Here is a 16,437-nt window from a genome sequence, read left to right on the forward strand (position 1 = left end):
GACTCATCCTTGCAGGTCGGACGCCCCCGCGTCGCCCCCTTCCCGCGGCGGACGCCACGGCCCGCCGGCCAGGAACGCATCGATGCAGGCCAGCGGCGCGTCCAGGGACAGGCCCTGCGCTGCGACCCACCGGTCGGAGTAGTACGTGTCGGCGTACCGCTCGCCGCCGTCGCAGATGAGCGTCACCACCGAGCCCGTGCGGCCCGCCTCGCGCATCTCGGCTATCAGCGCGAAAGCGCCCCACAGGTTCGTACCCGTGGATCCGCCGACCCGGCGCCCCAGCACGGCCGAACCGGCCCGCATGGCCGCCAGCGACGCGGCGTCCGGCACCGGGATCATGCGGTCCACGACCGCGGGCTGGAACGACGGCTCCACCCGGGGCCGGCCGATGCCCTCGATGCGCGAGCCGCGGCCGGTGCAGACCTCCCAGTCCTGGTTCACGTACGCGGGCCAGAACGCCGATCCCTCCGGGTCGACGACGCACAGCCGCGTGGGAAACCGCCGGTAGCGGGCGTACCGGCCGATCGTGGCGCTGGTGCCGCCGGTTCCCGCGCCGACCACGATCCAGGCCGGCACGGGGTGCCGTTCCAGCCCAAGCTGGGCGTAGATCGACTCGGCGATGTTGTTGTTGCCGCGCCAGTCGGTGGCCCGCTCGGCATGGGTGAACTGGTCCATGAAGTGCCCGCCGAGGCCGGCAGCGAGCGTACGGGCGGCCGCCACCACGGTCGTCGGGTCGTCGACGAGGTGGCATTTGCCGCCCTGGAACTCGATCAGCGAGATCTTCTCCGGCGACGTGCTCGCCGGCATGACCGCGATGAACTCCAGCCCGAGCATCCGGGCGAAGTACGCCTCGCTGACCGCGGTGGAGCCGGAGGACGCCTCGACGACCGGGGTGTCCGGGCCGATCCAGCCGTTGCAGAGGGCGTACAGGAAAAGGGAGCGGGCCAGGCGGTGCTTGAGCGACCCGGTGGGGTGTGAGGACTCGTCCTTGAGGTAGAGGTCGATGCCCCAGGACGGCGGGAGCGGGAACGGCAGCAGGTGGGTGTCGGCCGAGCGGTTGGCGTCGGCCTCCACGAGCGAGATGGCGTCGCTCATCCACTGCCGGCGGGCCGGGTCACAGCGCTCGAGATGCACCCTGATCAACCTACCGCCGGGTCGCGACCGGGCTGGGGCCGGTTCTCCCATTTCGTGGAGAGCGCGATCGCCGTCCGTGTCGACGCGACCCCGGGCGTGCGGTTGATCCGGACGATCAGCTGCTCGAGCTCCGCGATCGTGCCCACCCGGACGGTCAGCTGGTACGACTCGACGCCGGCCATGAAGTAGCAGGACTCGATCTCGGGCATGACCCGCAGCGCGGCGAGCACGTCGTCGGTGTCGGCGCCGGAGTCCTCGATGATGCCGATGAGCGCGGTGACGCCCAGCCCGATCGCCTCGGGCTCGACCTCGGCCCGGTAGCCGCGGACCGTCCCCGCCGCCTCCAGCTTGCCGACCCGCTCGTGCACGGCCGGGGCGGACAGGCCCACCTGGCGGGCGAGCTCGGCGTACGACGAACGGGCGTTGTCGCGCAGCAGGTCGATGAGGCGCAGGTCGATGGCGTCCATGGCTTCAGAGGTTAGTGCGGCCCGTCCGGGTGGTTCACGCCCGGTAGCGGGCCGGGAGCGCCCGAGCGCACAAGGATAATGGTCAACGTCGCAATCAGGGCTTTTTCCGCATTTCAGCGACTTGCTGTTTTTCCCGATGCTCTAATGGCTGTACGTCCCGATCGAGCACGCCGAACACGCACAGTGACCACCGGCGCTCCACAACGACGCAGGGAGAGGGCCGTGGACACTGGAGACCGACTGCTGACGCCCGGGGAGGTTGCCGCGCTGTTCCGGGTCGACCCCAAAACCGTGACGCGATGGGCGGCCGCCGGACGCATCGGCAGCATCCGTACTCCGGGTGGACACCGCCGATTCCGTGAGTCGGAGGTGCGGGCGCTGCTCGAGGGCGACGGCGTGGTCGAGGAGATGCGCGAGGACGACGCGGCGAACCGGCCGCGAAACGCCGGACCGTCGAATCCCGGGGCTGGCTACGGCCCGCCCAACGGGTTGCGCTGAGCCGCTTTGGCGGCACCGCCCAGCTCGCCCCGCCACCTCGTGAACAGGTCGTGGGGCACGCCGAGCGCGTCCAGCACCTTGCCCGCCACGAAGTCGACCAGCTGCTGCGCGGTGGCATCCGCCCCCGCGCCGTAGAAGCCGGGCGAGGCGGGCAGCACGACCGCCCCGGCGTCGTGCAACGCGATCAGGTGCTCGAGGTGGCTGCGGGTCACCGGGGTCTCGCGCGGCACGACGACCGTACGGCGGCGCTCCTTGAGGTTGACCTCGGCGGCGCGCTGCAGCAGGTCCTTGGACAGGCCGATGGCGATGCCCGCACACGCGGCGGTGCTCGCGGGGACGACGGCCATGCCACGGGCCGGGTACGAGCCGCTGCTCGGTCCCGCCGCGAGATCACCGGCGGGCCAGTACACGAGGTCCGCGCCGCCGAGGTCGCGGCCCAGCCAGGCGCCGACGTCGTCCTTCCAGTGCGCGTCGCGGACGGTCGCCCCGGTCTCGTCGAGCAGCGTCAGCCGCGCGGCCCGCGAGATCACCAGGTCCACGGCCTCACCGGCGTCGAGCAGCGCGCCGATCACGGCCCGGGCGTACGGGGTGCCGGAGGCTCCTGAGACGCCGATGATCCACGGGGTGCGCATGCCCCAAGGATGCCTGATCGGCCTGACGGAGGGGGCGGACCGGCTTCGGGCGCGGTCGGTGCATCCGCGCCGGTGGCTGAGACTCCGGCACAGAGATGAGGATGGCGGCAAGCGGCCGCCGGGGGGCGGGAACGGCAAAACCGGACAGAGCGGAAAAAGGGCATAAAAAAAGGCGGTGTGACCCGCCCTTTCACGCTTGGCTCGTCAAAGCTTCCGTCGACCGAACTCCAGGAGCGCCAGTACGAGGATCATGAAGATCAGCGTGTTGAGGAAGTGCATCTGCTCGGTTGTCATCTGTGAACCCCTTCTTGACGATGATTACGGTGGGGGTGCAGAAACCCCTGGCCTTGCCCGGCGGAGCAGAAGTGCACTCCGACGTCTGGAGCACTCGCGCGCTCCACCGCAACCATCGTCTGAGCCACAGACAGCGAGAAAACCTACACGATCCTGCGCCTCCGGTCAACCAGACACGAGCGCAACGGTCCCGGCGCTGCGTCGGACCTCAGAGGTCATAAGAGCACCAGGTCGAGGAGCGCGAAGAGGAACAGCGCGATCCCGACGAAGCCGTTGGCCGTGAAGAACGCCCGGTTGACCTTGGACAGGTCGGTCGGCGTGACCACGATGTGCTGGTACGCGAACGCCGCCGCGGTCAGCGCGAGCCCGATCCACCAGAGCCAGCCCAGCCCCACGACCTCGCCGAACCAGACGAAGAGCGCGAACGTCACGATGTGCGTCACGGTGGAGATGTGCAGGGCCGTGCGGACCCCGAAGCGTGCCGGGGTGGAGTGCACGCCGATCCGCCGGTCCACCTCGACGTCCTGGCAGGCGTAGATGATGTCGAAGCCGCCGATCCAGAGACCCACCGCGACGCCGAGGAGCCAGGCCGGCCCCGAGCCCGCGAACGTCCCGGTGATCGCCAGCCACGCGCCGACCGGGGCCACCGCCTGCGCCAGCGCGAGGACGTAGTGGGGGAAGTTCGTGAAGCGCTTCGCGTACGGGTAGACGACCAGCGGAATCACGGCCAGTGGTGACAGCAGCAGGCACAGCGGGTTGAGCAGCCCCGCGGCGAGGAAGAGCACCGCCAGCGAGACGACAGCTCCGGTCCACGCCGTCCGTACGCTCACCGCGCCGGTGACCAGCTCGCGGTTCTGCGTCCGGGGGTTCTGCGCGTCGATCCGCCGGTCGAGGATGCGGTTGGCCGCCATGGCGAACGTCCGGCCGGCGACCATCGCGACGGTGACCAGCAGCAGGTCGAGCCAGTGCACGCCGGTGCCCTCGCGGTCCATCGCGACGGCGGCCGACAGGTACGCGAACGGCAGCGCGAAGACCGAGTGCTCGATGGCCACCAGCCGCAGGAACGCCTTGACCTTGCCGGGTTGCTCCGGCGCGGGGGCCACCGCCGTCATATGCCGTATTCCTTCCAGCGCTTGTCCACGAGGGCGGTGACCTCGCCCGACATGGTCATCTCCTCCGGCCAGCCGCGGGTGTAGCCCTCGGCGGGCAGCTTACGGGTCGCGTCGAGGCCCGCCTTGCCGCCCCAGAACTGCTGGTAGGAGGCGTGGTCGAGGTGGTCCACCGGGCCCTGGGTGACGAGCAGATCGCGGTCGTAGTCGACGTTGCCGAACGCCCGGAACGCGACCTCGTGGTAGTCGTGCACGTCGCAGTCCTCGTCCACGACGACGATCAGCTTCGACAGCGACATCAGGTGCGCGCCCCAGATCGCGTTCATGATCTTCTGGGCGTGCTTCGGGTAGCGCTTGCGGATCGAGACGATGACGCAGTTGTGGAACACCCCGGCGGCCGGCATGTCGTAGTCGACGATGTCCGGGATCAGCATCCGCAGCAGCGGCAGGAAGATCCGCTCGGTGGCCTTGCCGAGCCCGTGGTCCTCCTGCGGCGGCTTCGAGGTGATGATCGAGTGGTAGACGGGCTGCTTGCGCATCGTCATGCACTCGATGTGCAGCACCGGGAACGGCTCGACCGGCGTGTAGAAGCCGGTGTGGTCGCCGAACGGTCCCTCCGGCGCGCGCTCCCCCGGCTCGAGGTAGCCCTCGAGGATGATCTGGGCCTGCGCCGGCACCTGCAGCGGCACGGTCAGGCAGTCGACCATCTCGACGCGCTCGCCGCGCAGGAAGCCCGCGAACATGTACTCGTCGATGTCGCCGGGCAGGGGCGCGCTGGCCGCGTAGCTGACGACCGGGTCACAGCCGATCGCGACCGCCACGGGCAGCCGTTCGCCGCGCCGCTCGGCGACCGCGTGGTGGGCGGTCGAGTCCTTGTGGATCTGCCAGTGCATGCCCAGCGTGTTCTTCGAGTGCTGCTGCAGCCGGTAGAGGCCGAGGTTGCGCTTGCCGGTCTCCGGGTGCTTGGTGTGGGTCAGCCCGAAGTTGTGGAAGATGCCGCCGTCGCCGGGCCACACCTGCAGGCCGGGCAGCCGGTCCAGGTCCACCTCGTCGCCCTTGAGCACGACCTCCTGGCAGGGCGCCGACTTCACCTTGCGCGGCGGCACGGACTTGAGCTGCAGCACCTTGCCCAGGCCCTCGCGGATGCCCGACCAGCCCACCGGCAGCTCCGGCTTGATGAGCTCACCGATGCGGTCGCCCACCTCGTCCAGGGAATCCACGCCGAGGGCCATCGCCATGCGCTTCTCCGTACCGAACAGGTTGACGACGACCGGCATCTCGCCGCGGGTCGGTCGCTCGAAGAGCAGGGCCGGGCCGCCGGCCCGGACGGTCCGGGTCACGATCTCGCTGATCTCCAGGGTCGGATCGACCGGTACGCGCACCCGGCGCAGCTCGCCGGCCTTCTCCAGGGCCGTGATGAAGCTCTGCAGGTCGTGGTACGGGAAGCCCTTCGCAGCCATGCCTCCAGTCTGTCACCCGTCACCGGATGATCTCCTCCGGCGTTGGAGTCTGCGGTTCGGTTTGCGTACGGCTCGGGGGACGGGGTGGACGGCGTGAGGTTCCGGTTCGTGGCACGGTGGTGCGCGCTGGCCGGTCTGGCCGGCGCGCTGGCGGTCGCGGCGCCCGCGGCCTCCCAGCCCAGCCACCGGCTCCCCGAGTGCAAGCCCGGCCGGGCGTCCACCAAGGCGCCGACCCGCCCGGCGGGGAACTCGGCCCCGAAGGCGTGCCGGGCCGTGGCACGGGTGCTGGAGTCCGGCGTACGGATGGACGCGGTCCGCAACACCCCGAGCGGCTACCACCACCTGGGCGCCGGCACGGGCAACGAGTGGAGCGGCGTCTTCGGCCGGCTCTCGGTCGTCGACAGCGCGGTACGGCGCAACACGTACGACTTCGTCGCGAGCCGTTTCATGGTCAAGCGGGACATGGGCAACGGCCGCATCGCCTGGCTGGAGGCGGGCTGGGCCGAGACCGGCTGGGCGGGCCAGGCGCGGCAGCGCATCTACACGTTCAACACCAACACGAACGCCTGGCAGTTCTACGACCAGTACCAGCTGCGGGCGGGCGACCGGGTGTGGCTGGACATCCACACGGACTCCGACAACGTGTGGCAGGCGTGGCTGTGGTGGAACAACCGCTGGAACCTGCTCACCGCCCAGAAACTGCCGATCGGCTCCAGCGCGTACGTCGAGCAGTACGTGGAGGTGCACGTCGACTCCGGCCGGCCCGCCCGCCTCAAGGTTCCGCCGGTGACCGTGGACAACGTGCAGCTGCGTCCCGCCGACCGTGGTCCGGCCCGATACTGGCGCGAGGACGTCGACACGCTGACCGGCGACGTCGCCCGGGAGCGTACGGGCGGCTTCTGCCTCGACTGGATCACCCACTACGACACCTGGACCGCCGGCGACTGCTAGCGCCCGATCCTGTCCAGCTCGGCGAGGTCGTCGCCGGACAGCACGAGGCCCGCGCCCGCGACGTTCTCCCGCAGGTGGGCCACCTTCGAGGTGCCCGGGATCAGCAGGATGTTCGGTGACCGCTGCATCAGCCACGCCAGCGCGACGGACATCGGTGAGGCGTCCAGCCGCGCGGCCACGGCCGAGAGCGCGGCGGACTGCAGCGGGCTGAAGCCGCCGAGCGGGAAGAACGGCACGTACGCGATGCGCTCCGCGGCGAGCCGGTCGATCAGCTCGTCGTCCTGGCGGTACGCGAGGTTGTAGAGGTTCTGCACGCAGACGATCGGCGCGATGGCCTGCGCCTCCGCGACCTGCTCCACCGTGGCGTTGCTCACCCCGAGGTGCCGGATCAGTCCCTGCCGCTGCAGGTCGGCCAGCGCCTCGAACGGTTCCGCGAGCGGGCCCGGCAGCGGTCCCGTCGCGTCGCCCAGCCGCAGGTTGACGAGGTCGAGCGCGTCCACGCCCAGGGCCTCGAGGTTGTCGCGGACGGCCCGGCGTACGTCCTCCGGCGTCCGGGCCGGGGGCCAGCCGCCCTGAGCGTCGCGCACCGCGCCGACCTTCGTGACGATGTGCAGGGACTCCGGGTACGGGTGCAGCGCCTCCCGGATCAGCCGGTTCGTGACGTGCGGCCCGTACGCGTCGCTGGTGTCGATGTGGGTGATGCCGAGCTCGACGGCCTCGCGCAGGACGGCGAGCGCGCCGTCGTGGTCGGCGGGCGGTCCCATGACCCCCGGGCCGGCGAGCTGCATGGCGCCGTACCCGAACCGGGTGACGGTCAGGTCTCCCATCGTCCAGGCGCCGCCGGGAAGGGAAGGGGAAGTAGTCATGCCGCCACCCTCCACGGCTCCCGCCGGGCCGCCCAGATCCCCGCCGATACTGGTAGTGACAGGGACAGGAACCCGCCGCCGGCCGCGGCTACCGTGGGACGGGTGCAGGACGACAACCGGCTCGGGGACTATCTCCGGGCGCGCCGCAAGCTGGTGACGCCCGAGGACGTCGGCCTGCCCGTCCGCGGGATGCGCCGGGTGGCCGGCCTGCGCCGCGAAGAGGTCGCCATGCTTGCCGGGATCAGCGCCGAGTACTACCTGCGGCTCGAGCAGGGCCGCGACCGCAACCCGTCGGTGCAGGTGCTCGAGGCGCTGGCCCGGGTGCTGCGGCTGGACGACACCGCCCTCGCGTACCTGCTGCAGCTGGTGGCGCCCCGCCCCCGGACCCGAGCCCGCCGGCCCCGGCGGCAGACCGTGCCGGCGCCGACCGCCCAGCTGCTGGCCACGATCGGCCTGCCGGCGTTCGTCGCGGACAAGTACTTCACCGTGCTCGCCGCCAACCCGGCCGCGACCGCGCTGACCCCCAACGTACGGGTCGGCGAGAACCGGCTCCGGTCACTCTTCCTCGACCCGGCCGAACAGGCGTTGCACGTGGACTGGGCGGCCACCGTACGGGAATGCGTGGCCGCGTTCCGCCGGCGGCTCGGCTCGGACGCGGACGACCCGCGGGCCGTGCAGCTCGTGGGCGAGCTCTCCCTGGCCAGCGACGTGTTCCGCCAGGAATGGGCCCGCCACGACGTCCGCCCGATGCGCGGTCAGCCGGTCCGGATGAAGCACCCGCTGGTCGGGGAGCTCTCGCTGGGCATGTCGAAGCTGGACGTGGACGGCACCGATGGGATGGTGCTGGTGGTCTACCACCCCGAGCCGGGCACCGAGGACGCCGAACGCCTGGCGCTGCTCACCTCGCTCACCGCCACCCCACCGACCCGGGAGGTCGGTGTCGTGGCGGAGGCCTGAGATCGGTTGTTACATGCCGCCGGCGTTGGCGTACGAGTGCAGCCCCTCGAAGAAGAGGTTCACGCCGAACAGGTTCATCAGCATCGTCGCGAAGCCGAGCAGGGCGATCCAGGTCGCCGTCGTGCGCTTGACGCTCGGGGTGGCGCGGGCGTGCAGGTAGCAGGCGTAGACGACCCAGGAGATGAAGGCCCACACCTCCTTGGGGTCCCAGCCCCAGTAGCGGCCCCAGGAGGCTTCCGCCCACAGCGGCCCGGCGATCAGCGCGCCGAACGTGAAGAGCGGGAAGGCGAAGGCGTGCAGGCGGAACGTGAGGCGTTCCAGCGTGACCGCCGCCGGGACCTTGGCGCCGAGCGTGTACGGGAACGAGCGCTTGCCCTCGTCGTGGCCGGTGCGGACGAGGAACATGGCGGCCGGGACCGCGCCGATCAGCAGGATGCCGCTGGCGATGATGATCGTGGTGACGTGGATCATGTACCAGTACGAGTTGAGCGCCGGGACCAGCGGACCGACCGGGGTGTACGCGATCAGGCCGGCAGCGCCGAGCAGCACCACGAGCGCCAGCGCGGCGAACAGGCCGAGGTGGCGGACCGCGGGGCGGCGGGTGAGCACACCCAGCCAGACCGCGGAGCCGACCAGCGTCACGGCGAGGACGAACTCGTACATGTTGCCCCACGGCATGCGGTGCGCCGCGAGGCCGCGGGTCACGACCGTGCCGAGGTGCAGGGCGAAGGCGAGCCAGTTCAGCCCGACGCCGATGCGTCCGAGCAGCTCGCCGCGGTCCCGGCGGGGAGCCTCCGCGGGCGCGGCCGGCTCGGCCGCGGCGTCGGCGGGCGGCACCGGCGCGCCGGCGCCGACGAGCTGGCGGGCGGGCCGGGTGGCGGCGCGGCCGATGTGGCTGCGGTCGCCGAACGCGTACTCGGCCGCGTAGCAGACCATCGCGGCCAGGTACGCCAGCACCGTGACAGCCATCAACTGGTTGGACAACTCCGCCATCAGGGCGTCCCTCCCTCATCGCCGCGTGCGGCGCCCACGACCTGCTGGAACTCCTCGTCGAAGCCCGGGTAGTCGGTGCGGGGCAGCCCACCGGCCTCCACCACGCTACCGGACCCCTCGCGGGGCGTGATCCGGAACCACAGCCGCCGCCGGTGCCCGCCCAGCGACAGCATCAGACCGAGCAGCCCCAGCACCGCGCCGCCGAGCACGAGCGGCTGGGTGGGGTCGTAGCGCACCGACAGCGTGGCGAACGGCCGGGTACCCAGGAACTCGAGCTTCGTACCGTCGTCGAGCTTCCACGTCTGGCCCGGGGTGAGCCGCTGCGGGCGGGCGCCGCTGACCTGCTTGAGCCTGCCGGTCGCGATCTGGCCGCGGTCCAGCGCGTACACCGAGCCGGGCAGGCCCGCGTCGACGCCCAGGTTGCCCCGGTACGCCGTCAGGAACAGCGTCGGATCGTTCTCGGCGGGGAACACCGAGGTCGGGCCGCCCTTGGGGTCGACCGTGGGCAGGTACACGCCCTCGAAGCCGACCTGCAGGTTCTCGTCGCGCTTGTTGGTCTTCGGGTCGATGTTGACGTCCGGGAACTGCGCGACGCCCTCGCTGGTGAACATCCCGTCGCGGGGCAGGAACGGCAGGATCTTCGTCTGCTGGGCGCCGTACCTGTCGGTGTAGCGCAGGATCACCGCGTAGCCGTGGCCGATCAGGTGCACGTTGGCCTGCGGCAGCCGCAGCGGGTCGTTGACCGTGAACCGTTCCTGCCGCCACGGCCCGTCCTGCTCCGACTGCACGTCCACCGTGGCCTCGAAGTTCTTCGGCTGCCCGGTGGGCTGGAACGCCGCCTGGAAGTCGGTCAGCCGCAGGCAGAAGAACGGCAGGTCGGAGGCGTCGATCCGGGGGCCGAGCGAGGACTCGTCGTACTGCGTGACGGAGTTGCAGAAGCCCTGGTCCGCGCCCTGCACGAGGAGGCGGTTGCCGTGCCAGCCGTACCAGTGCCCGAAGCCCACGCCGACCAGCACCGCGAGCAGCGCGAGGTGGAAGAGCAGGTTGCCGCTCTCCTTGAGGTAGCCCTTCTCCGCCGACACCGTCCACGCGCCGCCGTCGCCCTCGCGCACGATCGTGCGAAAACGGCGCTTGCGCAGCGCCGCGGCCGCAGCGGCCGCAGCGGCGGCCGGATCATCGGACCGTTCCGCACCGGCGGCATGCTGCGGCAGGCGTTCCAGCCGGCGCGGAGCATCCGGGGGTACGGTGCGCAGCGCGCGGACGTGGTCCACGAGCCGCGGCACCACGCAGCCGATCAGCGACGTGAACAGCAGCAGGTAGATGGCGGCGAACCAGGGGGACGCGTACACCTCGAAGCCGCCGAGGCGGTCGAGGACCGGGGCGAGCTTCGGATGGGCCTGGAAGTAGCCGCTGACCTTCTCGGCGTTGAGGGCGCGCTGCGGCAGCACCGACCCGGGGATCGCGGCGACGGCGAGCAGGAACAGCAGCACGAGCGCCGTACGCATGCTCGTCAGCTGCCGCCACGAGTTGCGCAGCAGCGCCCACGCGCGGTTGGACCGGCGCGGCGGCGGCGAGGCCGGGGGTGCGGGACGTTCCTCCACGACGGTCACAGCAGCGTCCCGTCGAAGGTGAACGTCGTCTGCAGCCAGATGAGGAAGCTGTCCCAGCCGCCGGTGACGAGCGTGACGCCGACGACGATGAGCAGCGCGCCGCCGATGCGGGTGACCCAGCGGCTGTTGCGGCGTACGGCCTTGAAGACGCCGAGCAGGCGCCGGAAGAAGAGCCCGAACAGCACGAAGGGCACCCCCAGCCCCAGGCTGTACGCCAGCGCCAGCGTCACCGCCCGGTCGGTCTCCCCGGCGGTCGTGGCGAGCCCGAGCACCGCGCCGAGGGTGGGGCCGACGCACGGGATCCAGGACAGCGCGAAGAGCGCGCCGAACACGGGAGCGCCGATCAGGCCGGCATTGGGCAGCTTGTGGATGCGGATCTCCCGCTGCAGGCCGGGGATCAGGCCGAGGAAGGCGATCCCGAGCACGATGACCAGCACGCCGAGCACGATGTTCAGGGCCTGCCGGTGGGTCTGCAGAGTGATCCCGATGTTGGCGACCAGCGTCGCCATCAGCGTGAACACCACCGCGAAGCCGAGCACGAAGAGGCTGGTCCCGGCCAGGATGCGGCCCTTGGTGCGGGCCCGTTCCGGAGTCGTGGTGGCGTCCAGGTCAGACCCGGCCAGCCCGGTCACATAGGAGAGGTATCCGGGGATCAGCGGCAGCACGCACGGCGAGAGGAAGCTGACCAGGCCGGCCACCGCCGCGGCCGCGATCGCGAGGATCAGCGGGCCGGTGCTGGCCGTGTTCGCGAACGATTCGCCCATCAGCCCGTCGATTCCGCTGCGATGCGCTCCACGACGGGCTTGAGCACGCCGATCGTCGTGGCGCCGCGGATGGCGGCGGCGATCCGGCCCTGGCGGTCCAGGATCAGCGTCGCCGGGGTGCTGACCTGCGTGACGTCGAACTTCAGCGCCACGCTGCCGTTCGGGTCGAAGATGCTCGGGTACGTGACCCGCCCGCGCTCGAAGGCCTTCGCGGCGTCCCGGTCGTCGCGCGAGTTGACCCCGATGAACGCCACGTTCTTCGTCTTGGTCGCCTGGTACGTGCCCTCGAGGTCGTCCGCCTCGGCCCGGCACGGGTTGCACCACGAGCCCCAGAAGTTGACCACCACGACCTTGCCGCGGTCCTGCGCGACGTCGTACGTGCCGCCGTCGAGCAGCTCGCCGGTCACCTCGCGGGCCTGCGGGCGCTGGTCAGGCGTGCACTCGATGACGTTGTCCGCGTTCGTCGTGCACTTCTTCTCCCAGCTCTCGCTGCCGCACCCGGTCAGGGCACCGGCCGCGACAGCGGCGGTGAGAACGACAGCGGCGAGCCGGCGCACGTCAAGCCCCCTTGGCGGTCCTGGCGCCGGGCGACATCGCGACCAGCGCGGCGGCGGGCTCGGCGTAGTCGATGCCGACCACCTTCGAACCCTCGAAGCGGAACGAGGTGAGGCTCGCCAGCCCGCACTGCCGCTTGCGAGGGTCGTGCCAGAGGCGCTTCTTCTCGACGTACCGGCGCAGTGTCCAGATCGGAAGCTGGTGCGAGACGCAGACCGCCTCGTGACCCTCCGCGGCGACCCGGGCGGCCTGGACCGCGGCGAACATCCGCTGGGCGATCACCAGGTACGCCTCGCCCCAGCTCGGCGTGATCGGGTCACGCAGCACCCACCAGTTGCGCGGGTTGCTGAAGGCGCCGTCGCCCACCGACACCTTCTTGCCCTCGAAGAAGTTGGCGCTCTCGATCAGCCGGGTGTCCGTCGCGGTCTCGAGCTCGAACTGCTCGGCGAACGGCTCGGCGGTCTCCTGCGCGCGCTCCAGCGGGCTGGCCACCACGTACGTCACGTCGCGGTCCGCGAGGTGCTCCGCCGCCGCCTTCGCCATCTGCCGGCCCAGCTCGGAGAGGTGGAAGTCGGGCAGGCGGCCGTACAGGATCTTGCCGGGGTTGTGCACCTCGCCGTGCCGCAGCACGTGCACGGTGGTCCGGGTCGGTTCGCTCATGAGGTGCTCCCCGCTGCCGCGGCGGCGCGGGCCGCAGCCGGCAGCGCCGCACCGATGGTCTCCAGGGCGTCGTCGTCCAGGGCGGTCGACACGAACCACGACTCGAACGCGCTGGGCGGCAGGTAGACCCCGCGCGCGAGCATCGCGTGGAAGAACGCCTTGAACGCCGCGCCGTCCTGCGTCTTCGCCGTGTCGTAGTCGCGGACGTCCGCGTCGGTGAAGAAGATCGAGAACATGTTGCCCGCGTACGAGAGCCGGTGCGCGACGCCCGCGGTGTTCAGCGCGTCCGAGGCGAGCGCGCCCACGGTGGCCGACACCTCGTCGAGGCGCTTGTAGGCCGCCTCGTCCGCCAGGCGCAGGCTGGCCAGGCCGGCCGCGCAGGCGAGCGGATTGCCCGACAGCGTGCCGGCCTGGTAGACCGGGCCGGCCGGCGCGAGGCGCGACATGATCTCGGTGCGGCCGCCGAACGCCGCGGCGGGCAGGCCGCCACCCATGACCTTGCCGTACGTGAACAGGTCGGCATCGACCGGCTCGAGCCCGGCCCAGCCGCCCGCGGAGACCCGGAAGCCGGTCATCACCTCGTCGACGATCAGCAGCGCGCCGTTCGCGTGGGCGATCTCGGCCAGCCGCTGGTTGAAGCCGTCCCGCGGCGCGACCACGCCCATGTTGCCGGCGGCGGCCTCGGTGATGACCGCGGCGATGTCGTCCTGCTCGGCGAAGACCGCCTCGACCGCGGCCGCGTCGTTGTACGGCAGCACGATGGTCTCGCTCGCGGCCGCGCCCGTGACGCCGGGCGAATCGGGCAGCCCCAGCGTGGCGACGCCGGAACCGGCCGCGGCGAGCAGCGCGTCGACGTGGCCGTGGTAGCAGCCGGCGAACTTCACGATCTTGGAACGGCCGGTGTAGCCGCGGGCCAGCCGGATCGCCGTCATCGTCGCCTCGGTGCCCGAGTTGACCAGGCGTACCTGCTGCACGGGGGTGCGCCGGACGATCTCCTCGGCCAGCTCGACCTCGCCCTCGGTGGGCGTGCCGAAGCTGGTGCCGTGGGCGGCGGCCGACTGCACCGCGGCGATGATCGCCGGATGCGCCTGCCCGTGGATCAGCGGACCCCACGAGCAGACCAGGTCCACGTAGCGGCGCCCGTCGGCGTCGACCATCCACGGACCGGCGCCCCGGGCCATGAACCGCGGCACGCCGCCGACGGCCCGGAACGCACGCACGGGTGAATTGACCCCGCCCGGCACGATGGCCTGGGCGCGGTCGAAAAGGGCCTGGGAAGCCGGTGCGTCCTCCGGGTACGGAGTGCCGGCGCGGTATGAGGTGGTCACGGCGAATCCCATTCTGTCAGCGTCGCGCGGGGATCGTCCGCCCAGCCCCGCACCGGGTTGTTCAGGTCACCTCGCGGCCGCGGGCCAAACCGTGCTCAACAGGCAACATTCGGCAGCCCGCGATAGGGTGGCCGGGTGGAGCGACCGGAGCTGTCCATCGCGATTGAGCGCGCCACCGACGAGGTCGTCTTCCACCTCGCCGGTGAGATCGACGTGCTCACGGTGGCGAAGCTGTCCGCGATGGTGAACGAAGTGCTGCAGGACCCGGAGCCGCCGGCCCGCATCGTGCTCGACATGGCCGGCGTGACGTTCTGCGACTCGCAGGGCCTCGGCACGCTGGTGGTGCTCAGCCGCAAGGCCCAGCACGCCCGCACCGTCCTGGCCCTCGCCAACGTCGGCGACTTCCTGATGCGGGTGCTGGACATCACCGGGCTGCGATCGGCCCTGATGATCTCCTCCACCGCCTGACGGGCACGGTCACCGGCGCCGCAAGGCCGCCGCCTCGGCTTCGAGCACCTCGGTCGTGCAGGTGACGAAGTCCAGCAGGATGCTCATCTGCTCGTCGTCGTACCTTTCCATGACCGCGCCCATCCGGGCGCCGAAGCCGGCGAAGATCCGGCCCAGCTCCTCCTGCGCTGGTCCCTGCTCGACCGGGTGGACGAGCGTACGGCGACCGTCGCCGGGGTCGGGCCGGCGCTCGACGAGGCCCGCCTTCTCGAGCCGGTTGAGCACCTGGGCGGTGGCCGCCGTGGACATGCCGGTGGCCGCGGCCAGCCGCGCGGGATTGGTCGGGCCGAGCCGACGGATGATCTCCGCGCACTTGTAGTCGGAGACGTTGAGGCCGACCCGCTCCGCCACCGCCGCGTGGAATTGCACGACCGCGGTGCTGAAGCGGCCACCCATCTGCCGACCGAGGTCGTCCTGCGCGCTCACGCCCTTGACTCTCCTAAACTATTTAGCTAAAAATATTAGCTAAATCTTACGGGGAGGTTCCATCATGCGGGTTCTCATCGCCGGCGCGGGCCTCGGCGGGCTCTGCCTCGCGCACGGCCTGCACCGGGCCGGCGTCGATGTCGAGGTCTTCGAACGCGCGGCGAGCCCGGACGCGTTCGCCGCCGGCTACCGCATCCACATCGACCCGGACGGCGACCGTGCCCTGCGGTCCTGCCTGCCGTCCCGACAGGTCGCCGACTACGAGGCAGCCTGCGGGCGGCCCCCGCGCACGTTCGCGTTCGTCGACGAGCGCCTCCGCGAGCTGCTGACCGCCGAGATCGCGCCGCCCGGCGCCGACTCCGGGCACCGCTCGATCAACCGGTACCGGCTGCGGCGGATCCTGCTGTCCGGGCTCGACGAACGGGTGCGGTTCGGCCGGGAGATCGTGGGCTTCGAGGAGCCTCACGAGGTGAACGCCCGCTTCGCCGACGGCTCGGCCGCCACCGGCACGGTCCTCATCGGCGCCGAGGGCACCCACTCCCCCACCCGCGCGCAGCTGCTGCCGCACGCCGAGCGCGTCGACACCGGCGTCGACGGCATCAGCGGCCGGGTGGTGCCGGACGGCCCGCTGGCGGATCTGGTGCCGTCCGCGTTCGCCGACGGGCCCGGGCTGGTGCTGGCGCCGGGCGGACGCAACCTTTTCGTCGCCACCCACGAGGACTACCTGGTGTGGGGCCTCAGCGCCCGGCGCGAGACCCTGCCGGCCGGCGGCATCGGCGGGCTGTCCCCGGACGGGCTGCACTGTCTCGCGCGGGAGCTCACCGCCCGTTGGCATCCCCGGCTGCGACACCTCGTCGACGCGGCGAAGGAGGTCTCCGGCTTCACCATCAAGACGTCGGTCCCGGTGCCGCCCTGGCCCGCCGGCCGGGTGACCGTCCTGGGCGACGCGATCCACAGCATGCCGCCGTCCCGGGGGATCGGGGCGAACACCGCGTTGCGCGACGCCGACCTGCTACGCCGTACCCTCACCGGCGGCGGCGACCCCGTCGCGGCGATCGCCGCTTACGAGCGGGAGATGCGGGCGTACGGCTTCGCCGCCGTGCGCGCCTCCGTGCAGGCACAGCGGCAGGGACTGATCGCGAACCGACCGGCTTTCGCGATGAGCAAGGCGGCCCTGCGCATGCTCAACGCGCTGCCGAGCGTGCGGGACCGGGTGTTCCGCTGAA

The 16,437-nt window shown here is 71.5% G+C and carries 18 protein-coding genes; 5 read left to right on the forward strand and 13 right to left on the reverse strand.

Annotated features, from left to right (window positions below; translation table 11 throughout):
* Nucleotides 1-3: 3 nt before the first annotated feature.
* Nucleotides 4-1,185 (reverse strand): PLP-dependent cysteine synthase family protein, encoded by a 1,182-nt coding sequence (locus tag COUCH_RS38270; protein ID WP_275980050.1) that lies wholly within the window; start codon nt 1,183-1,185, stop codon nt 4-6.
* Complete coding sequence (locus COUCH_RS38275) at nt 1,140-1,601, reverse strand: Lrp/AsnC family transcriptional regulator (protein ID WP_199512292.1); 462 nt, start codon at nt 1,599-1,601, stop codon at nt 1,140-1,142. Before COUCH_RS38275 ends, COUCH_RS38270 begins: the two co-directional genes overlap by 46 nt.
* A 222-nt stretch (nt 1,602-1,823) precedes the next feature.
* Here COUCH_RS38275 and COUCH_RS38280 point away from each other — a divergent pair, with 222 nt between their 5' ends.
* Nucleotides 1,824-2,099 carry a BldC family transcriptional regulator gene (locus COUCH_RS38280; RefSeq protein ID WP_071803604.1) on the forward strand — a complete coding sequence of 92 codons (276 nt, stop codon included), beginning with the start codon at nt 1,824-1,826 and terminating at the stop codon, nt 2,097-2,099.
* Here the strand turns inward: COUCH_RS38280 and COUCH_RS38285 are convergent.
* From COUCH_RS38285 to COUCH_RS38295, 3 genes are all read right to left on the reverse strand, one after another.
* A complete protein-coding gene (locus COUCH_RS38285) occupies nt 2,072-2,731 on the reverse strand; it encodes a UbiX family flavin prenyltransferase (RefSeq protein WP_249609991.1) in 660 nt (219 codons plus the stop codon). The two genes, COUCH_RS38280 and COUCH_RS38285, sit on opposite strands and share 28 nt — an antisense overlap.
* Nucleotides 2,732-3,240: 509 nt before the next feature.
* Nucleotides 3,241-4,137 carry a menaquinone biosynthesis prenyltransferase MqnP gene (gene mqnP, locus COUCH_RS38290; RefSeq protein ID WP_249609992.1) on the reverse strand — a complete coding sequence of 299 codons (897 nt, stop codon included), beginning with the start codon at nt 4,135-4,137 and terminating at the stop codon, nt 3,241-3,243.
* Entirely contained in the window at nt 4,134-5,594 is a 1,461-nt protein-coding gene (locus COUCH_RS38295; protein WP_249609993.1) for a menaquinone biosynthesis decarboxylase, read from the reverse strand. The genes mqnP and COUCH_RS38295 overlap by 4 nt, the downstream gene beginning before the upstream one ends.
* 93 nt (nt 5,595-5,687) lie before the next feature.
* On the opposite strand from COUCH_RS38295, the gene COUCH_RS38300 reads away from it, so the two are divergent.
* Complete coding sequence (locus COUCH_RS38300) at nt 5,688-6,545, forward strand: hypothetical protein (protein WP_249609994.1); 858 nt, start codon at nt 5,688-5,690, stop codon at nt 6,543-6,545.
* On the opposite strand, the gene COUCH_RS38305 is transcribed toward COUCH_RS38300, so the two are convergent.
* Nucleotides 6,542-7,411 (reverse strand): aldo/keto reductase family oxidoreductase, encoded by an 870-nt coding sequence (locus COUCH_RS38305; RefSeq protein WP_249609995.1) that lies wholly within the window; start codon nt 7,409-7,411, stop codon nt 6,542-6,544. The genes COUCH_RS38300 and COUCH_RS38305 overlap by 4 nt on opposite strands.
* A 102-nt stretch (nt 7,412-7,513) precedes the next feature.
* Between COUCH_RS38305 and COUCH_RS38310 the strand changes: the two genes are divergently transcribed.
* Nucleotides 7,514-8,368, forward strand: a complete 855-nt coding sequence (locus COUCH_RS38310) for a helix-turn-helix domain-containing protein (RefSeq protein ID WP_249609996.1) — start codon at nt 7,514-7,516, stop codon at nt 8,366-8,368.
* 9 nt (nt 8,369-8,377) lie between these two features.
* On the opposite strand, the gene ccsB is transcribed toward COUCH_RS38310, so the two are convergent.
* From ccsB to hemL, 6 genes are read right to left on the reverse strand one after another with little or no spacing between them, the layout of a single operon-like run.
* A complete protein-coding gene (gene ccsB, locus COUCH_RS38315; protein ID WP_249609997.1) occupies nt 8,378-9,361 on the reverse strand; it encodes a c-type cytochrome biogenesis protein CcsB in 984 nt (327 codons plus the stop codon).
* Nucleotides 9,361-10,971, reverse strand: coding sequence for a cytochrome c biogenesis protein ResB (resB, locus tag COUCH_RS38320; RefSeq protein WP_249609998.1), 1,611 nt, complete (start codon nt 10,969-10,971; stop codon nt 9,361-9,363). The genes ccsB and resB overlap by 1 nt, the downstream gene beginning before the upstream one ends.
* Entirely contained in the window at nt 10,968-11,735 is a 768-nt protein-coding gene (locus COUCH_RS38325; protein WP_249609999.1) for a cytochrome c biogenesis CcdA family protein, read from the reverse strand. The genes resB and COUCH_RS38325 overlap by 4 nt, the downstream gene beginning before the upstream one ends.
* The gene (locus tag COUCH_RS38330) at nt 11,735-12,292 is read right to left on the reverse strand and encodes a TlpA family protein disulfide reductase (RefSeq protein ID WP_249610000.1); all 558 of its coding nucleotides are present in this window, start codon (nt 12,290-12,292) and stop codon (nt 11,735-11,737) included. The genes COUCH_RS38325 and COUCH_RS38330 overlap by 1 nt, the downstream gene beginning before the upstream one ends.
* A 1-nt stretch (nt 12,293) precedes the next feature.
* The gene (locus tag COUCH_RS38335) at nt 12,294-12,950 is read right to left on the reverse strand and encodes a histidine phosphatase family protein (RefSeq protein WP_249610001.1); all 657 of its coding nucleotides are present in this window, start codon (nt 12,948-12,950) and stop codon (nt 12,294-12,296) included.
* On the reverse strand, nt 12,947-14,290 hold the full coding sequence (gene hemL, locus COUCH_RS38340) for a glutamate-1-semialdehyde 2,1-aminomutase (RefSeq protein ID WP_249610002.1): 1,344 nt from the start codon (nt 14,288-14,290) through the stop codon (nt 12,947-12,949). Before hemL ends, COUCH_RS38335 begins: the two co-directional genes overlap by 4 nt.
* A 123-nt stretch (nt 14,291-14,413) precedes the next feature.
* On the opposite strand from hemL, the gene COUCH_RS38345 reads away from it, so the two are divergent.
* Nucleotides 14,414-14,746, forward strand: a complete 333-nt coding sequence (locus COUCH_RS38345) for an STAS domain-containing protein (protein ID WP_249610003.1) — start codon at nt 14,414-14,416, stop codon at nt 14,744-14,746.
* A 9-nt stretch (nt 14,747-14,755) separates the two neighbouring features.
* On the opposite strand, the gene COUCH_RS38350 is transcribed toward COUCH_RS38345, so the two are convergent.
* On the reverse strand, nt 14,756-15,211 hold the full coding sequence (locus tag COUCH_RS38350; protein ID WP_249610004.1) for a MarR family winged helix-turn-helix transcriptional regulator: 456 nt from the start codon (nt 15,209-15,211) through the stop codon (nt 14,756-14,758).
* Nucleotides 15,212-15,275: 64 nt separating this feature from the next.
* Between COUCH_RS38350 and COUCH_RS38355 the strand changes: the two genes are divergently transcribed.
* Nucleotides 15,276-16,436: an FAD-dependent oxidoreductase gene (locus COUCH_RS38355; RefSeq protein WP_249610005.1), complete on the forward strand. Its 1,161-nt coding sequence runs from the start codon at nt 15,276-15,278 to the stop codon at nt 16,434-16,436.
* Nucleotide 16,437 lies beyond the last annotated feature (1 nt).

Source organism: Couchioplanes caeruleus (genome assembly GCF_023499255.1).
GTDB classification, from domain to species: domain Bacteria; phylum Actinomycetota; class Actinomycetes; order Mycobacteriales; family Micromonosporaceae; genus Actinoplanes; species Actinoplanes caeruleus_A.